13 protein-coding genes are annotated in these 18,198 nt (G+C 58.9%); 7 read left to right on the top strand and 6 right to left on the bottom strand.

Going from position 1 to position 18,198, the window contains the following annotated elements; all coding sequences use genetic code 11:
- Positions 1–48: 48 nt before the first annotated feature.
- Complete coding sequence (locus ACN0VH_RS02760; RefSeq protein ID WP_417699430.1) at positions 49–528, bottom strand: hypothetical protein; 480 nt, start codon at positions 526–528, stop codon at positions 49–51.
- Positions 529–630: 102 nt separating this feature from the next.
- Here ACN0VH_RS02760 and trkA point away from each other — a divergent pair, with 102 nt between their 5' ends.
- The 4 genes from trkA (at position 631) to hflX (ending at position 5,188) form a co-directional block, all read left to right on the top strand.
- Positions 631–2,007 carry a Trk system potassium transporter TrkA gene (trkA, locus tag ACN0VH_RS02755; protein WP_278921736.1) on the top strand — a complete coding sequence of 459 codons (1,377 nt, stop codon included), beginning with the start codon at positions 631–633 and terminating at the stop codon, positions 2,005–2,007.
- A gap of 1 nt (position 2,008) precedes the next feature.
- Positions 2,009–3,544 (top strand): TrkH family potassium uptake protein, encoded by a 1,536-nt coding sequence (locus tag ACN0VH_RS02750; protein ID WP_417699428.1) that lies wholly within the window; start codon positions 2,009–2,011, stop codon positions 3,542–3,544.
- Between the two features lie 133 nt (positions 3,545–3,677).
- Entirely contained in the window at positions 3,678–3,917 is a 240-nt protein-coding gene (hfq, locus tag ACN0VH_RS02745) for an RNA chaperone Hfq (protein WP_008204623.1), read from the top strand.
- A complete protein-coding gene (gene hflX / locus ACN0VH_RS02740; RefSeq protein WP_417699427.1) occupies positions 3,917–5,188 on the top strand; it encodes a GTPase HflX in 1,272 nt (423 codons plus the stop codon). The genes hfq and hflX overlap by 1 nt, the downstream gene beginning before the upstream one ends.
- Positions 5,189–5,339: 151 nt before the next feature.
- Here hflX and ACN0VH_RS02735 read toward each other — a convergent pair whose 3' ends face one another.
- On the bottom strand, positions 5,340–7,847 hold the full coding sequence (locus ACN0VH_RS02735) for a penicillin acylase family protein (RefSeq protein ID WP_417699426.1): 2,508 nt from the start codon (positions 7,845–7,847) through the stop codon (positions 5,340–5,342).
- A gap of 115 nt (positions 7,848–7,962) precedes the next feature.
- On the opposite strand from ACN0VH_RS02735, the gene ACN0VH_RS02730 reads away from it, so the two are divergent.
- Positions 7,963–8,835, top strand: coding sequence for an NAD(P)-dependent oxidoreductase (locus ACN0VH_RS02730; RefSeq protein ID WP_278921732.1), 873 nt, complete (start codon positions 7,963–7,965; stop codon positions 8,833–8,835).
- A gap of 134 nt (positions 8,836–8,969) precedes the next feature.
- Here the strand turns inward: ACN0VH_RS02730 and ACN0VH_RS02725 are convergent, their stop codons facing one another.
- Together ACN0VH_RS02725 and hemB are read right to left on the bottom strand one after the other, a co-directional pair.
- Positions 8,970–9,545: a lipid-binding SYLF domain-containing protein gene (locus ACN0VH_RS02725; RefSeq protein WP_278921731.1), complete on the bottom strand. Its 576-nt coding sequence runs from the start codon at positions 9,543–9,545 to the stop codon at positions 8,970–8,972.
- A gap of 230 nt (positions 9,546–9,775) precedes the next feature.
- Entirely contained in the window at positions 9,776–10,774 is a 999-nt protein-coding gene (gene hemB / locus ACN0VH_RS02720; protein WP_278921730.1) for a porphobilinogen synthase, read from the bottom strand.
- Between the two features lie 237 nt (positions 10,775–11,011).
- Between hemB and ACN0VH_RS02715 the strand changes: the two genes are divergently transcribed.
- Positions 11,012–11,539, top strand: a complete 528-nt coding sequence (locus ACN0VH_RS02715; RefSeq protein ID WP_278921729.1) for a component of SufBCD complex — start codon at positions 11,012–11,014, stop codon at positions 11,537–11,539.
- A 122-nt stretch (positions 11,540–11,661) separates the two neighbouring features.
- Positions 11,662–15,117 (top strand): transcription-repair coupling factor, encoded by a 3,456-nt coding sequence (mfd, locus tag ACN0VH_RS02710; protein WP_278921728.1) that lies wholly within the window; start codon positions 11,662–11,664, stop codon positions 15,115–15,117.
- A gap of 36 nt (positions 15,118–15,153) precedes the next feature.
- Here the strand turns inward: mfd and ACN0VH_RS02705 are convergent, their stop codons facing one another.
- Together ACN0VH_RS02705 and ACN0VH_RS02700 are read right to left on the bottom strand one after the other, a co-directional pair.
- Entirely contained in the window at positions 15,154–16,827 is a 1,674-nt protein-coding gene (locus tag ACN0VH_RS02705; RefSeq protein ID WP_417699423.1) for a tetratricopeptide repeat protein, read from the bottom strand.
- 58 nt (positions 16,828–16,885) lie between these two features.
- On the bottom strand, positions 16,886–18,109 hold the full coding sequence (locus ACN0VH_RS02700; RefSeq protein ID WP_278921726.1) for a multidrug effflux MFS transporter: 1,224 nt from the start codon (positions 18,107–18,109) through the stop codon (positions 16,886–16,888).
- Between the last annotated feature and the right edge of the window lie 89 nt (positions 18,110–18,198).

The raw sequence follows: 18,198 nt of genomic DNA, 5'->3' as shown, positions 1-18,198 counted from the left end.
CAGCGGCCGCTTTTTCTGCTTCAAATCGGCAGGGTGAATGGGGCAGTGTCAGAGGGCGGGGAAAATCACGGTGCGGCCATCCTTTTGGCGTAGGGCACATGATTCAGGCGTCAAGCCGTGACCCGGTCTTGTCCCATTCGGCTGTGCCTGAAGGCTGGCAATTTGCTGCTGGCTACAGCGTGGCAGTTCTATCTGCTGATAGCCCTTTGCCGCCATGCAGCGCTGTTCAAGCTGTTGGCGCAGGCCTTGGTTCACATCCACCGTATAGCTGCCGCCATCCACCCAATACCCAGGTCGTACCCAGCAGTTGCCATTGGCACAGTGCTGGGTTCCGGGATAATAAACCGGCGGGCGCTGACGAAGCTGATTGGCGACGGGGGCCTGTTTCAGGGATTGGACCTGGCAGGAGAGCGTCGCATCCTGAGTCTGTGCCTGATTTTGCCCGGCATTGTAATAGACGGGAAGGGGACCACAGGCTGCAAGACCAAGCAGCAGAGCAAAGGCAGTGACGCGAGTTCCTTGTGTCATGCCAGAACTTTGCGCCATCTTCGCCAAAGTTACAATTGATTTGACCCCTCCGGTGGCTTCTGTCATGCAAAACTGGCAAAATGGCGCCCAAGGGACAGTGGCATGAAAGTGATTATTTGTGGCGCAGGCCAGGTCGGCTGGCAGATTGCGCGCCACCTCTCTGCTGAACAAAACGACGTGACGGTTGTGGATAGTAACCCTGAATTGGTGCGTCGGGCGACCGATACGCTGGACGTGCAGGGGGTCGCGGGCTTTGCTTCTTATCCGGATGTGCTGGATCGGGCCGGGGCGCGGGATGCCGATATGATCATCGCAGCAACCCATTCGGATGAAGTGAATATGGTCACCTGTCAGGTGGCCCATTCGGTCTTTTCGATCCAGCGCAAGATTGCCCGCCTGCGGGCCCGTAGCTATCTGGATGCAATCTATTCCGATCTGTATCGGCGCGAACATCTGCCCATTGATGTGGTGATCAGCCCTGAACGCGAGGTGGCCGCTGCTGCGATGCAACGCCTGTCGGCACCAGCCGCCTTTGATACCGAGATCTTTATGGGGGGCAAGGCGCAGCTCTTGGGGATTCACATCGACGAAAACTGCCCGGTGGTGAATACGCCGCTGCGCCAGTTGACGGATTTGTTTTCTACTCTGCGCGCCATTGTTGTTGGGGTGCGGCGTGACGGAACCCTGTTTGCGCCAGAACCAGGGGACCAGCTGTTCGTCGGCGATAGCTGCTATGTCTTTGCCCATGCAGAGGATGTGAATCGCACCATCGAAGTCTTTGGCAAGGTTGAGAAACGTCAGGATCGTGTGGTGATCGTTGGCGGCGGGAACGTCGGGCTGGAGGTCGCCAAGGCGCTGGAAAGTGGCACCAGCCGCATTCGCGCCAAGATGATCGAAAAAAGCCGCAAATGCGCCGAAGTCGCCGCCGAGGCCCTGGAACGCACCATCGTACTGAATGGCGATGGTCTGGATCGCGGACTGATGATTGAGGCCGGCATTGATCGCGCCGATGCGATGCTGGCCGTGACCGATGATGACAAAACCAATATGCTGGCCGCAGTGCGCGCCAAGGCCGAGGGGTGCCCCTTTGTCATTGCATTGATCAATGACCCCACGCTGTTGCCGCTGCTGGGGCCTTTGGGGATTGATGCTTTCATCAACCCGCGCGCCACCACCGTCAGTTCGATCCTGCGCCATATCCGCTATGGCCGGGTGCGGCAGGTCTATAGCATTGGCGATGCCGAGGCAGAGGTGATCGAGGCAGAGGTCATGGGCACCTCTCCGATGGCGGGGCGGGTCATCCGCGAAATTGATTTCCCCGAAGGCGTTCTGGTTGGCGCGGTCCTAAGGAACGGGGAAGTGCTGCGCCCGTCAGGTGGATTCAAGATCGAAGAGGGGGATGTCATTGCTCTCTTTGCTATGGCGGATGACGTCCCCGAGGTGGAGCGTTTGATGCAGGTTTCCATCGACTATTTCTAGCATGAGACAGCGCAACAAAACCCCATACCGGATCTTGCGCTTGCCGCTGTTCCTGTTGATCTGCTGCGTGGCGTCGCTGGCCATGTGGGTGCCGGCAGTACATGCCCTGGCGCTGAACGATCATCTGACCTCTCGGGCGTTCTTTTATACGGGTGTTCTGGGGCTGTTTATGGTTGCGCTGGCGGGCCTGTCGCTGGGCAATCGGGTGCCGCGCTATGGCATGCCTGGGCAGTTGCTGTCGCTCTTGGCGACCTTTGTGGTCTTGCCCTTGTTTCTGGCGGTTCCGGTGCAGGAATCCCTGCGCAACACCAGTTTCCTGAACGCCTATTTTGATATGGTGAGTGCGGTTACCACCACCGGCGCCGATATTTTCGCCGATCCGGGGCGGCTGCCGGACAGTGTGCATCTGTGGCGCGCTATGGTGGCCTGGCTTGGTGGCTTGCTGATGTGGATCTCTGCCTCGGCGGTGTTGGCACCACTGTCGCTGGGTGGCTTTGAGGTCACCGCAAGAGGAGAGCCGGGCGGTGGCAGCGATGCCCCTCCGCAGGCCCAGAACAGTGACCCCAGGCAGCGGTTGATCCTGATCTCCATCACCCTGGCCCCCGTCTATGCCGGCCTGACGCTGGCGCTGTGGATCTTGCTGATCATCACCGGAGAGGCCCCCTTGGTTGGCCTGACCCATGCGATGTCGGTACTGTCGACCTCGGGGATTTCGGCGGTGGGCGGCACTGAAAACGCCGGGTCTGGCATTGCCGGCGAGATGGTGATGTTCCTGTTCATGTTCTTTGCCCTGTCCCGGCTGACCTTTTCCAATGATACGGTCACTGTTGGCTCTGGCCGACTGGACAAGGACCCGGAATTCAGAACCGGGGTCTTGATTGTACTGGCCATGCCGCTGGTGTTGTTTCTCTGGCACCTGCTATCCACCTTTGAGGTTGGCGGGCAGACCGAACCGCTACAGGCGCTACGCTCACTCTGGGGTGGGGTGTTTACCGTCATGTCGTTTTTGTCCACAACCGGCTTTGAAAGCGCTGATTGGCAGACCTCTCGGCAATGGTCGGGGCTGCAGACACCGGGCATGATCCTGCTGGGGTTGTCGGTGATCGGGGGCGGGGTTGCCACCACAGCCGGCGGGGTCAAGCTGCTGCGAGTCTATGCGCTCTACCTCAATGGCATGCGCGAGATGGAACGCCTGGTGCATCCCTCTTCCGTCAGCGGTGCAGGCAGTGGCAACAAGCGCATTCAGCGCAATGGAGCCTTTGTGGCCTGGGTGTTCTTTATGCTGTTTGCACTGTCTCTGGCGTTGATCAGCATTGCGCTCTCGGCGGTGGGCAGCGATTTTGAGCATTCGCTGATCTTGGCGATTGCATCCCTGTCCACCACGGGGCCATTGGTGGAAATTGCTGGCAATGAACCCATTATTCTGACCATTCTGTCGCCCATGGCCAAGCTGATCTTGTGTTTTGCGATGATCCTGGGGCGTCTTGAAACACTGGCTATTATTGCACTTTTGTCGCCGAATTTCTGGCGCAGCTAGGGCATCATCTTAATTCTTGGGCAAAAAACGGTGTTTTTCGGCTGGAAACTGGCAAAATCTGCAGTCATAGTTGTTTGTAATTAGCCAGGCTGGTCCGCGGTTTGGTGCAAGAACAAAGGCGAGAGAAAATACTATGGCTTCGGACAGACAAAATTTACAGGATGCCTTCCTCAATCACGTTCGCAAAACCAAGGTTCCGGTGACAATTTTCCTGATCAATGGCGTAAAGTTGCAGGGGGTTATCACCTGGTTTGATAATTTCTGCGTGCTGCTGCGTCGGGATGGCCAATCTCAGTTGGTTTATAAACACGCGATTTCCACCATCATGCCAGCCCAGCCCATCAGCCTATATGAAGGCGAAGACGCCTCTTGATGGAGCATGACAGGATTCGTACCCGCGCTTGGGTGCTTCATCCGGATATCAAATCGGATCAGGGGCGTCGCCCCGCTGAACCTGCCCTGGCAGAAGGCGTTGCCTTGGCTGAGGCGCTGCCTGATCTTGATGTTGTCGGGTCCGGTGTTGTGCGGTTGCCCAAGGCACATGCAGGTATGTTGTTTGGCTCTGGTAAAATCGAAGAGTTGAAGGGGCTGCTGAAAAGCAACGAGGTGGACCTGGTGCTGATTGATGGGCCGGTGTCGCCGGTTCAGCAGCGCAACCTTGAAAAGGCCTGGAACGTCAAAATCCTTGATCGGACCGGTCTGATTCTGGAAATCTTTTCGGATCGTGCCCGCACCCGCGAGGGTGTGTTGCAGGTGGAAATGGCGGCGCTCAACTATCAGCGCACCCGTCTGGTGCGGGCCTGGACCCACCTGGAACGCCAGCGTGGTGGGCTTGGCTTTGTCGGTGGCCCCGGCGAGACCCAGATCGAAGCGGACAGGCGGGCGATTGATGATCAGTTGGTCAATCTGCGCAGGCAGCTGGCCAAGGTCGTGAAAACCCGCAGTCTGCACCGGGCCGCACGGGCGAAGATCCCGTTCCCGATTGTCGCTTTGGTGGGCTATACCAATGCCGGCAAATCAACGCTGTTCAACCGGCTGACCGGTGCCGATGTCATGGCAAAGGACATGTTGTTTGCCACCCTCGACCCAACCATGCGCCGGGTGGAAATGCCCGATGGGCCAGAGGTGATCCTGTCGGATACCGTTGGCTTTATCTCGGATCTGCCGACCGAACTGGTTGCGGCCTTTCGCGCGACATTGGAAGAGGTGCTCGCCGCGGATGTGATCTTGCACGTGCGCGATATCAGCCATGAGGACAGCCAGAACCAGGCCAATGATGTGGCTGCGATCCTGGCGACCCTGGGGGTGGATGAAAACCGCGCCCAGATCGAAGTCTGGAACAAGCTGGATCAGCTGCCAGAAGATGTGGCCGAAGCCCGCCGCCAGCGTGCCGCGCGCGAAGATGGGATCCATGCGATCTCGGCCTTGACCGGTGAAGGGATCGACGCCCTGCTTGCGGATGTCGCCGTGAAACTGGAAGGGGTGCGTCATGTCGAAACCTTTACGCTGCCCTTTTCCCAGGGCAAGCAGCGCGCCTGGCTGTTCCGTCAGGATGTGGTCACCAGCGAAGAACAAACAGACGAAGGCTTTGTCCTGACGGTGCGCTGGACCGACAAGCAAAAGGCGCAGTTCAACGCCATCTAATGCTTCCCAAGCATGTAAAACCACATGAACGCGGCAAGCGCTAGGCGTGGTAAGACATCTTGAAAAGAAAGAGCGCAGGGGTAAACCTGCGCTCTTTTTGCTTTCTGTGGGGCTGTTCAGCCGGTTCTGCCTGACGACCGCAATTGATGGATCAGTTTCGCGGCTGAATTAGGGTCACCCCGACGGCGGCCGCGCGGGCCAGGTCCTCGTCCAGCGACATCGGCACATATTCGCCGCGACGCCATAGCTGCGCCATGTCATCATAGTTGCGCGACAGGAAATGCCCAGATTGCCCCGTCGCCAGAATGAACAAGGAACTGTCAGGGTCAGCAAAGTCATAGACACCGCGATAGCCGGCCGCGTGAATGTTCTGAAACGGCGTGGGATCCTGGCCCGAGGTCAGGCCACGCTGCAGAGTATTGTCGCCGCCACTGGTGGACTGGCGAATATTGACAAAAAACCGCAGTATCGGCACTGCTCCCAGGGTTTCATGGTCATGGGTCGCCTGATGCGCATCGCCCCAGCGCAGGGATTCCAGCGCGGTGCCATAGCGTGCTTCGATCCAGATCAGCGCATCATCCAAGGCTAGTCGGGCCATGTCGGTGCAGGTTTCACGCGGCGCGCTTTGGCGCACATCACACCAGATGCCGGCGCCCTCAATGTCGCGGTAGACACGTTCGATAAACAAGGGGTCCACCTGGCTGTAGGCGCTGGCCAGTGGTCCCAGATCATCGGTAATCAGCCGCTTCTGCAGGGCCCGCAGCCAGGCCGCGTAAAGCAGCGGTTCGGGCAAGTGTTCGTTCATCTCGCCATTCCATTCCGACAAGAGCGACAGGGCGATCTGGCGTTGCCGCGTGCGGCTGCCCTCTTCGGCGGTTTCGCCGGTAAACCACAGATCCGCCCCGATCACCGGCAGCAAAGAACGCGCAGTATAGGAAACCGTGTCAAGCTGGGCCTCCATGAAACTGTCGCGGGTATGCACCTCACGGTTTTGCATCAGGCGGCGCCAACGATTGATCCGTTGGGTATCGCCCCAAATGTAAGAGACATGATTGGGAAAGGGGCGTTCCAGGATCTTGTTGTTGGTATTGCCCAAGATACCACCACGGGGACTGATGAATTCGGGGTTGGCCGCATAGGGTGCACGCCCCAGCCAGCGGTTTTCCTGCAGCCAGCCTTGGCTGGGCAGGCGACCCTTGCTTTGATGGCGGGCGTCGCGGGCCGGAAAGGCGCCGATGGTTTTTTGGGCGATGGTCTGCTGATCCGCCAGTACGAGGTTCTGCGAGGGGGCGATGAAACCTTCTGCTGCGGAAATTGCCTCTGTCACGCTGGACGCGCGCATCAAGCCGATTGCGGCCGTCATAGAGGTATCCTGCGGGTCCAGCGCGGTCCAGGCGAGGCTGACCACATGCCCCGGCGGGGTGATGGTCGACAGATCAAACAAGGAGCCGGGAAGAACGGGGCCGTTTTCGCTCCATCGCAGGGTCAGGGTGACGGGGGCACGATCCTTGATTTTGATGATTGAGGGGCGGCTGGTGAACTTGCGATAGCCCTGCGGGCTCAGATATTCCTCTGGGGTTTCCGGGTTGAGCTTTTCGATGAACAGGTCCTGATCATCCAGGTATGATGCGGTAATGCCCCATCCCAGATCTTCCGAGCGGCCGGACAGGATGGCCGGGATGCCGGGAATGGTGCCGCCGATGATGCCGCCAGTGGCCAGCTCCATGCGGGCCAGATACCAGCTGCCCGGCGCGCTGAGCGTCAAATGTGGATCATTGGCCAGCAAAGTCCCGCCAGAGGCAGAGCGGCTTGGCGCGGCGGCCCAGGCATTGGATGCGCCTGCATGGCCGCGCGGCGGCACCGGAAACAGGCTGTTGCCAAATGGGGCTTGGCTGTCGGGCGATGCGGCACTGGCCGAGGCTGTCAAATTGGCATAGCGCGCCACATCGGGAAAGATCGCGGCATATTCTGGCAGGGCGGTGGTGCCCTTGCCCGGCGCATCCGGCAGGATATCGCGCAGTCGGTCGGGATCTGTCAGGGCAAGAGAGGTGCGGGCCCGCAGCACCTCTTCCTGTAGATGGTTGGAAGATTTCAGCGCCATCAGCTTCATCAGTGCGATGCTGTCGGCGGGCTGCCAGGGCGACATTGGCATATTAAACAAGAACATCTCGGGCGCGCCGCGCCCGAGCGCCTCTTCGTTTATTTCCAGAAGACGTGCGTTCACCCCGGCAGAATAGGCCTTTAGCGCCTGACGGGTTTCGGGCGACTGCGCCGACACCGACTGCTGCGCCAGGCCATAGAGATCCAGGCGCCGCAAAAAGATATCGGTCTCAACCGTGCGGGTGCCAAAAATCTCTGACAAGCGCCCCTGGGCGGTTCGTCGCATCACCGCCATCTGCCAAAGGCGATCCTGCGCATGGGCATAGCCAAGGCCATAATAGACGTCTTCGTCACTGGCGCCGTAGCTGCCGAAAATATGCGGCACATTGGCGTTGTCGCGGACAATTTCGACCGGCGCAGACAGGCCGGGCAGGGCAATTTCCTTATCATAGTCCGGCAGGGATTGCGCCGCCAGGTAATAGGCCAGGCCGCTGGCCAAAAGCGCCAGTAGAATCAGTGCGGCGGCAAGCCGAAAGAGCCAGCGAAAAAGACGTGCCATTTGGGGCTTTTTTTCCTGTTTATTGTGGCTTTGGCGTCGTGGATGCAATTGCACCCCGCCGGACCGATGTTAGGGTGTCCCCAACATAAGCCAGTTCAGAACAAGGGAAAAGCACATGACAAAAATCGCATTCTTGGGATTGGGGGTTATGGGGCATCCGATGGCCGGGCACCTGCAGGCCGCGGGTCACGAGGTCAGCGTTTACAACCGCACCACGGCCAAGGCCGAGGCCTGGGCCAAGGAACATGGCGGTAGCTTTGCCGCCACCCCGCGTGCCGCTGCCGAGGGGGCCGAATTTGTCATGTCCTGCGTCGGCAATGATGATGATCTGCGGGCGGTTTGCCTGGGGCCGGACGGGGCCTTTGCCGGCATGGCGTCGGGCAGTGTTTTTGTGGATCACACTACTGTGTCGGCCCAGGTCACGCGCGAACTCTACGCGGCGGCTGCCGAGGCTGGGATTGCCTTTGTGGATGCCCCGATTTCCGGTGGTCAGGCCGGGGCGGAAAACGGTGTGCTGTCGGTCATGTGTGGCGGCGATGAAGCCCCATATGCGCGCGCAGAGCCGGTGATTGGCGCCTATGCGCGTATCTGTCGCCGTATAGGCGACAGCGGCGCGGGCCAGATGACCAAGATGTGCAACCAGATTGCCATCGCAGGCCTGGTGCAGGGCCTTAGCGAGGCGCTTCATTTTGCTGAAAAAGCTGGCCTTGATGGCCGTGCCGTGGTCGAGGTGATTAGCCAGGGCGCCGCCGGCAGCTGGCAGATGGCAAACCGCTCCGAAACCATGCTGGACGATCATTTCGAGCATGGCTTTGCGGTGGACTGGATGCGCAAGGATCTTGGCATCTGCCTGGATGCCGCCAATGAAACTGGCGCAAGCCTGCCGGTTACGGCGCTGGTGGATCAGTTCTACAAGGATGTTCAGAAACTGGGCGGCGGCCGCTGGGATACATCGTCGTTGATCAAGCGCTTGCGGGCGATGGGCTAACCGCCGGTTGCGCGCATAAATGCACAAACCGGCATAAAACAGGGCGGTGCAGGATCTATCTGCGCCGCCCTGTTTTATGATGGAGTGTAAAAAAGGGGGCGCCGTTGCGTCGCGTAGCCCCCACCTGGCGTCGCCTAGGGGATGATGCGGGTGTATTTTGTGCCTTCCAGTGTGGCACCAATGCGCAGACCTGCTTGGCCAAACACTGCGGCAAGGATCGGCGATGTCAGCGTGTTGGTATCGGTAGAAATCGAATTGCCATCATCGCGCACCACATATTCAAGATCAGCACCTGCCGCCCAGCCAGAGGACCGGCGGAAGCCGCTGAGGGCATCCTGGGTCATGAAGAACAGCACATGGGCATATTGTTGCGCGCCGATTTGCAAACCGGCATTGCCCTTGATGGTCGAATAGTAATCAACCGTCGCCCCATTGATGCGCAGGGCACCGCGCCCATAAGCGCCGCCGACCAAAAATCCGGCCTCTGTCACCAGTGGCATCACCAGCATACCGGTGGATTTTTCGGCCAGGGTCACGGTGTTGGGGTAAAGACTATACATTTGGCTGAGTGTTGCATCGACACGGGCGTCGATGGTGGCGCTGTTATTGGTACCAACGCCATTGCCACAGGCTGCGGTTACGCCTGCTCCGGCCAAAAGACTCAGGGTGAAACCGCGACGCGACATGCGGTCAAAAGATCTGCTGCTCATAATTCCAGTTGCCTGTCCTGGGGCGCTAGGGGCGGTCATGCAGCTGGGCTCATTATCATGTGAGTGCCCATCACGCATGGCACCCCAAGCGGGGTTCAATAAAAGGCCGGTTTTCCGGCTCTGCGAGGGTTATACGCCCATTTCGCCAATCTGTCATCACTTTGACGTCAGCGCCTGATGATGCGGGCGTTTTCTTGCCCTTGCGGTGGACATTTCCCTGCCTGCGGCGATTAGCCGTTCAGGATTCGGGCCGCTTGTGGTGCAAAATAGCTCAGCACCCCGTCACAGCCTGCGCGTTTAAAGGCCATCAGGCTTTCCAGCATGACCTTTTCACCATCAATCCAGCCATTCTGCGCTGCCGCCTGGATCATCGCGTATTCGCCTGAGACCTGATAGGCAAATGTCGGGGTGCCAAAGGTGGATTTAACCCGGTGGCAGATATCCAGATAGGCGATGCCAGGTTTGACCATGACCATATCAGCCCCCTCTTGCAGGTCGCGTTCGACCAGGCGCAGCGCCTCATCCGAATTGCCGGGATCCATTTGATAGGTCTTCTTATCCCCCTGTAGCGCACCAGAGGCCCCAACGGCATCGCGGAACGGCCCGTAATAGCCAGAGGCGTATTTGGCGGAGTAAGACAGGATCGAGATGTTGCGATGACCAGCGGTCTCTAGTGCGTGGCGCATCGCACCGATCCGGCCATCCATCATATCGGATGGGCCAATGATATCCGCGCCGGCCTCGGCCTGGGCCATTGTCATCTTTACCAGGGCCTCGACCGTTTCGTCATTGAGGATTTCACCATCGACAACATAGCCGTCATGGCCATTGATATTGTAAGGGTCTAGCGCAACATCGGTCATCACCGCGATTTCGGGCGCTGCCGCCTTGATGGCGCGAATGGCCTGGTTGCACAGATTGTCGGGGTTCCAAGCCTCGGCGCAGTCGGCGGTTTTCAGATCGGGATCGGTATAGGGAAACAGGCAGATCGCCGGAATACCCAACGCCTGCGCCTCGCGGGCAGCTTCGGCCACCTTGTCGACAGAGCGGCGCATCACACCGGGCATAGAGGCCACCGGCTCTTCGATGCCTTGGCCTGACCGCACAAATACTGGCCAGATCAGATCTTCTGTTGTCAGGGTGTTTTCGCGGACCAGGCCACGGAGTGCGGGGCTGACCCGGGTGCGGCGCAAACGGGCAGCGGGGAAGGGGGCGACTGTCGGCTTCATCGGGAACTCTTTGTTTTTCTTCTATGCCTGTTGTGGGTCGCATGGAACCCAGGGCGCTGGCAAGTGGCACAATCGCCGCGCTTTGTCGGGATGCTTGGGGGCCCTGCCGCAGTGGGGCTTGTTTCGTCCCGGACATCAGGGGATATAGGCGCAAGCGTGAAGGGCTGAGTGTTGCGTTTCACGATACCTTGTGGGCAATTGGCCCGCTGCCCCGGCATCAAGAGAGGCATCTGAGCGTTGAGTCTGTTTGAAACCCTGTCCGAGATGATTGATTTGCGGTCCTTTTCCAATCTTTGGTATTGGATCGCCCTTGCAATCATGTGGTCCACGCTGAGCCATCGGGTGCTGGGGGTGCCCTTTGATATGGTGCAGCGGGCGCGCAAATATGGCGGGCAATCGGCGCAGGATCTGGACGATATGGTGCGCATCAATGTGAACCGTTTGTTTTTCGTGGTGCGCTCTACCGGTGTCTGGCTGCTGGGTCTGGCCTGTTTTGTGTTGTCCGGGCTGGCGACCCTTGGGTTTCTGCTGAAGGTAGAGACGGCCCAGGCGGTTTTCCTGCTGGTGTTTCCCATGTCGCTGGTTGTGCTGATCAACCTGGCAACCGCCCAGAAAATTATGCAGAACGACTACCGCGAAGAGGCATTGTATCGAGCGCTCTCGATCTGTCGCGTCTGTGTGCAGTTTCTTGGCATGCTTTGCATTTTTGTTACCGCCTTGTGGGGCATGTATCAAAACCTGCATATCGGCCCTCTGGGGGGCTAAGAAAGGCCGCGCCCGGGCTGGCATTCGGTCCCTGGCGCATCTATCTGGCATCACAGCTTTTCCCGCGTCAGGGAAATACTCAGGCTGGGCAAGTGGTCAGCAGTTAAGAGGAGAGGCGCACAATGGCGCAACGAGCAATCACCATGGGCGGCGCGCCCGAAGGGTTTGATGCCCGGCTGATCCTGGATGAATTGGTCAAATCCGGCCAACCCGTTCTGCATATCGCCCGTGATGACAAACGCATGGAGGCAATGCGCGCGGCCCTTGCCTTCTTTGCGCCGGATATGCCGGTGATCATCTTTCCCGGCTGGGATTGTCTACCCTATGATCGAGTCTCGCCCAACCCGGATGTTGCGGCCTCGCGTATGGCCTGTCTGGCGGCGTTGGTGCACCAGATGCCAAAGCAGTTTATCCTGCTGACCACGCTCAATGCTGCCAGTCAGCGGGTGCCGGCGCGTGAGGTGCTACGCGCGGCAGCCTTTTCCGCCAGGGTTGACCAGCGGGTAGATGAAAAAGCCCTGCGTAATTTCCTGGTGCGTATGGGGTTTGTCCAAAGCCCAACAGTGATGGAACCGGGCGACTATGCCATTCGCGGTGGCATTATCGATATTTATCCCCCCGGCGATAGCGGCCCGGTGCGGCTGGATTTCTTTGGCGATGTGCTGGACGGGGTACGCCGCTTTGATCCCGCCAGCCAGCGCACCACCGAAACCCTGGATCTGATTGAACTGGCCCCGGTGTCAGAGGTAATCCTGGATGAGGCGGCGATCACCAGGTTCCGCCAGAACTATCGCATCGAATTTGGCGCTGCCGGAACGGATGATCCGCTGTATGAAGCGGTCAGTGCCGGGCGTAAGCACCAGGGGATCGAGCATTGGCTGCCGTTTTTCCACGACCATCTGGAAACCCTGTTTGACTATCTGCCAGGGGCGACGCTGACGCTTGATGATCAGGTGACTCCGGCGCGGCTGGCGCGCTGGGAAAGCATTGAAGATCAATATGAAACCCGCAAGATCGCCATGGCGCAAAAGGGGCGGCTGGATACGGTCTACAAACCCGCGCCCCCTGGTCTGCTCTATCTGGATGATGCGGCCTGGGAAGCGGCCGTATCGGACCATCGCCGGATCCAGCTGCACCCATTGGCGCAGGCCTCTGGGCCTGGGGTGTTGGATGCGGGTGGGCGCATCGGACGCAACTTTTCGCCCGAGCGGCAGCAGGAAAATGTCAGTCTTTTTGGGGCTTTGGCTGATCATATTAAGGCGCGCCTGCACGAGGGGCCGGTGATTGTTGCCTCTTATTCAGAGGGGGCGCGCGAACGTCTGACCGGCTTGATCGAAGATGAAGGGCTGGCGGAAGTCATCCCGGTGATGGATGGTACGCGTATCGGTAAATCCGGTCTGCATCTGGCGGTATGGGCACTGGAACATGGGTTCCAATCCGACAAAATGACGGTGATCTCAGAGCAGGATGTTCTGGGCGATCGCCTGATCCGGGCACCCAAGAAACGCCGCAAGGCCGAAAATTTCCTGACCGAAACCCAATCGCTGAGCCCGGGCGATCTGGTGGTGCATGTGGATCACGGCATTGGCCGCTATCAGGGAATGGAGGTGGTGCGTGCCGCCGGGGCTGCGCATGAATGCCTGCTGCTGGAATATGCCGAAGAGTCCAAGCTCTATCTGCCAGTCGAAAACATCGAGCTCTTGTCAAAATACGGTCACGACGAGGCCTTTCTGGATCGTCTTGGCGGTGGGGCCTGGCAGGCGAAAAAGGCCAAGCTGAAAGAGCGCATTCGTGAAATGGCGGACAAACTGATCCGCATTGCCGCTGAACGCGCCCTGCGCCGCGCCCCGGCGATGGATCCGCCACCGCACGCCTGGGAGGAGTTTTCCGCCCGCTTCCCCTATCAGGAAACCGATGATCAGCTGCGCGCCATTGAGGATGTGATGGCGGATCTTACCTCTGGTCAGCCGATGGACCGGCTGATCTGCGGCGATGTCGGTTTTGGCAAAACCGAGGTTGCGATGCGGGCAGCCTTTGTGGCCGCGATGTCTGGCGTGCAGGTAGCGGTGATTGCGCCAACCACCTTGCTGGCCCGTCAGCATGCGGCGTCCTTTGCAGAACGTTTCCGGGGCTTCCCTTTAGAAGTCAGGCAGTTGTCGCGCTTTGTTAGCGCCAAGGAGGCTGCGAAAACCCGTGAAGGTATGGCCAAGGGAACGGTTGATATCGTCATTGGCACCCATGCTTTGCTTGCCAAGAATATCCGCTTTAACAATCTTGGCCTGTTGATCATTGATGAAGAACAGCACTTTGGCGTAGGGCACAAGGAACGGCTCAAACAGCTGCGCTCTGACATTCATGTGCTGACGCTGACCGCAACCCCCATCCCGCGTACCCTGCAGCTCAGCCTCACCGGGGTACGCGATCTGTCGATTATCGGCACGCCGCCAGTGGATCGCCTTGCGATCCGCACCTATGTCAGCGAATTTGATGCGGTCACCCTGCGCGAAGCCCTGCTGCGTGAACATTATCGCGGCGGGCAGAGCTTCTATGTGGTGCCGCGTATTTCAGATCTGCCCGAGGTCGAGGATTTCCTGAAAGAACAACTGCCAGAGCTGAGCTATATCGTGGCGCATGGGCAGATGGCCGCAGGAGAGCTGGATGACCGGATGAATGCCTTCTATGACGGCAAGTATGACATCCTGCTGGCCACGACCATTGTGGAATCCGGTCTCGATATTCCCACGGCAAACACCATGGTAGTGCACCGGGCAGATATGTTTGGCCTGTCGCAGCTCTATCAGATCCGGGGCCGGGTGGGGCGTTCCAAGACGCGTGCCTATGCCTATCTGACCACCAAGCCGCGCCAGCGCCTGACGCCTGCCGCAGAAAAGCGCCTGCGGGTGCTGGGGTCATTGGATACGTTGGGCGCCGGTTTTACCCTGGCCAGCCAGGATCTGGATATTCGCGGCGCCGGCAATCTGCTGGGCGAAGAACAATCCGGCCAGATGCGCGACGTGGGGTATGAACTGTACCAGTCGATGCTGGAAGAGGCGATTGCCAAGATCCGATCAGGAGAGCTGGAGGGCCTGAGCGACACCGATGAGCAATGGGCACCGCAGATCAATCTCGGCGTGCCGGTGCTGATCCCAGAGGCCTATGTGCCGGACCTTGACGTGCGCCTTGGCCTGTACCGGCGCCTGTCGGGGCTGACAACCAAGGTGGAACTGGAAGGTTTTGCCGCTGAATTGATTGACCGATTTGGGAAATTGCCTAAAGAAGTCAATACTTTGATGCTCGTTGTTCGCATCAAGGCTATGTGCAAACGGGCGGGCATTTCCAAACTGGATGCTGGCCCCAAGGGCGCGACGCTGCAGTTTCACAATGATAAATTTGCCTCGCCGCAGGGGCTGGTTGATTTCATCCAGGGGCAGAATGGTCTGGCCAAGGTCAAGGACAACAAGATCGTTGTGCGCCGCGATTGGAAAAAGGACAGCGACAAGATCAAAGGGGCCTTTGCCATTGCCCGCGATCTGGCCGAACGGCTGATCGCCGAGCGGAAAAAAGCCAAGGCCCAATAAGGCCCTGGTTGCTGGTCGTCCCAATGAATGGGGGGCTCATGCGGTGCAGCACCCCTGCGGCTGCATAGCCACCTGCGCACAGCCGCAGGAGGCAAATACACCATCTGAACGCGCCTGTGCCTGATCCAGTTTTTGTTTGATGTGGCGGATCTCAACCAACTCACCTCGTGCCTGAAGACAGTCGTGCAACCCTTTTAGGCTCCAGACATTATCGGGATGAACCGAGGCCCGCGACAGGGTGTCGTCCAGGCCAAGATCGGCGCGGTAGACTGCTTCGGCCTCGGCGGTATGGCCCTGTTCCAGCAGCAGCGCCCCCAGCGCGTGCCGGGTGGGCTGCATCCAGCCCCAGGGTTCATCATAGGGGAGGTTGTCATCCAGCGCGACTGATCGGCGAAGATGCGCATAGGCTTCGGCGTAGTGCCCCTTGCGGTATTCAATCTCGCCGCGCAGCATTTCGCGCGCAATTTCAAGTAGGTCTACAACACGATTGTTGTGCATCAGGCGGCTGTCAGGCACGCGCGCGCGGGCGGCAAGAAAGCGCTGCTCCTCTGCTTCGGCCTCTGCCACACGCCCCGTGGCAGCATAGCCGATTGCGCGGGCATAGTGCACCGTCGCAGTCAGGGTGCAGTAGAGGGTTTGATCCTGCGGCAGGTCCAGCGCAATGCAATCTTCCCATCGACCAAAGCGGATCAGGATATGCGGGTGCATCGCCATGTAGGATTCAAAATAATCCGCCATTGGCGGGCTCTCAATGCGCAGCATCTCTTCGGGGGTGGTGTCCCACAGCCCCTGATTTGCGCGCAGGGCTGGTTCCATTTGCCCCAGAAACAGCGCGCCATAGATGACAAAGTGATAGTTGTGCTGCCGGTACCCCGTGTAGATATTATAGGCACCTTCGCGGTTGTAATATTTCAGGTCGGCCTTGATTGCTTCCTCGTTCCACAACACCACATCGAGATAGTTGCCACAGAGCACGTCAATATGCGTTGGCATATGCACCAGATGGCCTGCATCTGGTACCAGACGGCGCAGCACATCACCGGCTTTCAGCGCTTTCTCTGGGGTTGGGGACATTTCCATCAGATGGACATAGAGATGCAGCAGGCCTGGGTGCTGCATGGCACCGGGCTGGCCTTGCATCGCCTGTTCCAGGATCTGCTGCGCCTCTGTGGTGGCGGCCCCGGGGGCCGGTGTGCCTGTCTTTAGGTCCCACATGTTCCAGGGCGTAAGGTTCAGCAGGCTTTCGGCAAAAACGGTGCGCAGATCCAGATGATCTGGACAGCGGGCAAAGGCCGCCCGCATAGTATCGGCAAAGGCCTGGTCCCAAGTCTGCATGTTATCGCTCAGCTCGCGCTGTGGGTAGCGGGCTTGCAGGGCGGAGATAAGCAGGGTTTCGGCCTCGGTGCACCCGTCCACATGGGCCAGCGCCGCGCGGCTGGCATCATGGGCCAGGCCAAGGGCATCGGCCCGCCCGGTTTCGTCGTGCAATTCCCAAGGCATATTGTAGTTTGGCCCAGCCGCATAGGACAGCCCCCAATGGGCCATGGCACAGCGCGGATCATAGGACAGGGCCTGTTTGAAACAGGCGATCGCTTCTTGGTGGTTGAAGCCATAGATCCAGTTCAAGCCGCGATCGAACCACAGCTGCGCCTGTGGCGATGTGGTGGTGATGGGGCAGGAATAGCTGCCAAGATCATATGGATAATCCATGAAACCCCCTCCAAATATCTGGAGAGGCTAGAAGTTTTTCAGGAAAGCAGCAAGCGTACTATGGATAGATCAGCCGCTTTTCAACACGCGCCATATGCAGCATTGTGCAGAAGCTTATAAGCGACATGCACAGGATTGGCAGGGCAACAGGCAGCAAAGAGCCATCAAACAGCAGACCAATCGGCGCGGCAATCGCTGCGGCGCAAACGGTGGAAATCGCGCCGATTACCGAGGCCGCCATGCCGGCAATATGCCCCATCGGTTCCATCGCCATGGCATTGAGATTGCCGAGGGTGGTCCCAGCCATGAAAAACACGCTGGTTTGCCAGGCTACGAACAGGCCAAAAGCAAGAGTGTCAGGCAGCCCCGTCCCTTGAAGGAGCAGTATCAGCCCCGAGCAAAAGATCTGCGCTGCCAAGGACCAGGTTACCATGCGGCGCATTCCAACGCGCACAACAATCGCTGCGTTTAACACGCTGGCGCTGCCTGCCATCAGCGCGACAAAACCAAACCAGAACGGAAAGCTGTCGGCGCGGGCAAAAATCACGTCATAGATCTGCTGTACCATGGTCAGCATTGTGAACAGGGTGGCGAGACAGAAGGTCTGAACCAGAATGGACAGTCGCACCGTCGGGTGCTGGATCATCTCGCGCACCGCCGCCAGCATCAGTGGCAAGCGGAAGGGACGCCTGTTTTCTACCGCCAGGGGTTCGGGCAGACGGATCATGGTCCAAAGAGAGATGACCAGAGCAAATAGCGCAAAGGCGGCAAAAATTCCGCGCCAGCCGGCAAAGATGATGATCCCCTGGCCCAGCATTGGTGCAAAGGCCGGCACCAGAGTAAAGATCATCATGGCAATTGACATCATCCGTGCCATCTCACGGCCCGAATAGAGATCGCGCACAATGGCCAGCGCCACAACCCGTGGCCCAGCGGCGCCAAGCCCCATGGTCACCCGCGCAATCAGCACCAGTTCAAGCGAAGACGAGGCCCAGGCCACCGCAGCCGAGACGATATAGATCACAGCCCCTGCAACGATAACGGGTTTGCGGCCAAAGGCATCCGACAGCGGTCCGGTGAAAAAGGTACCAAACCCCATCCCCAGGACAAAGGAGGTGAGGATCAACTGCGCCCGGTTGATATCTCCGGGGCTGAGTTGCGCACCAATTTCCGGCAGGGCCGGCAGCATGGCATCAATGGAAAAGGCGATGGTTGCCATCATCATCGCAACCAGTGAAATGAATTCTGCCTTTGACATGGCATTTGGGGGTGTCGGAGTCATTGAAATCCTTCGCAAGACTTCGGTGGTCCTGAAATTGGATCCTGACCGGGCCTTTTGGCTTTGCGCTATCACGGCAGTGAAACGAGCAC

This window comes from Pseudophaeobacter sp., from assembly GCF_048267565.1.
GTDB lineage: Bacteria > Pseudomonadota > Alphaproteobacteria > Rhodobacterales > Rhodobacteraceae > Pseudophaeobacter > Pseudophaeobacter profundi.
The sequence above is the reverse complement of the archived record's forward strand: the minus strand, read 5'-3'. Positions and strand labels throughout refer to the sequence as shown.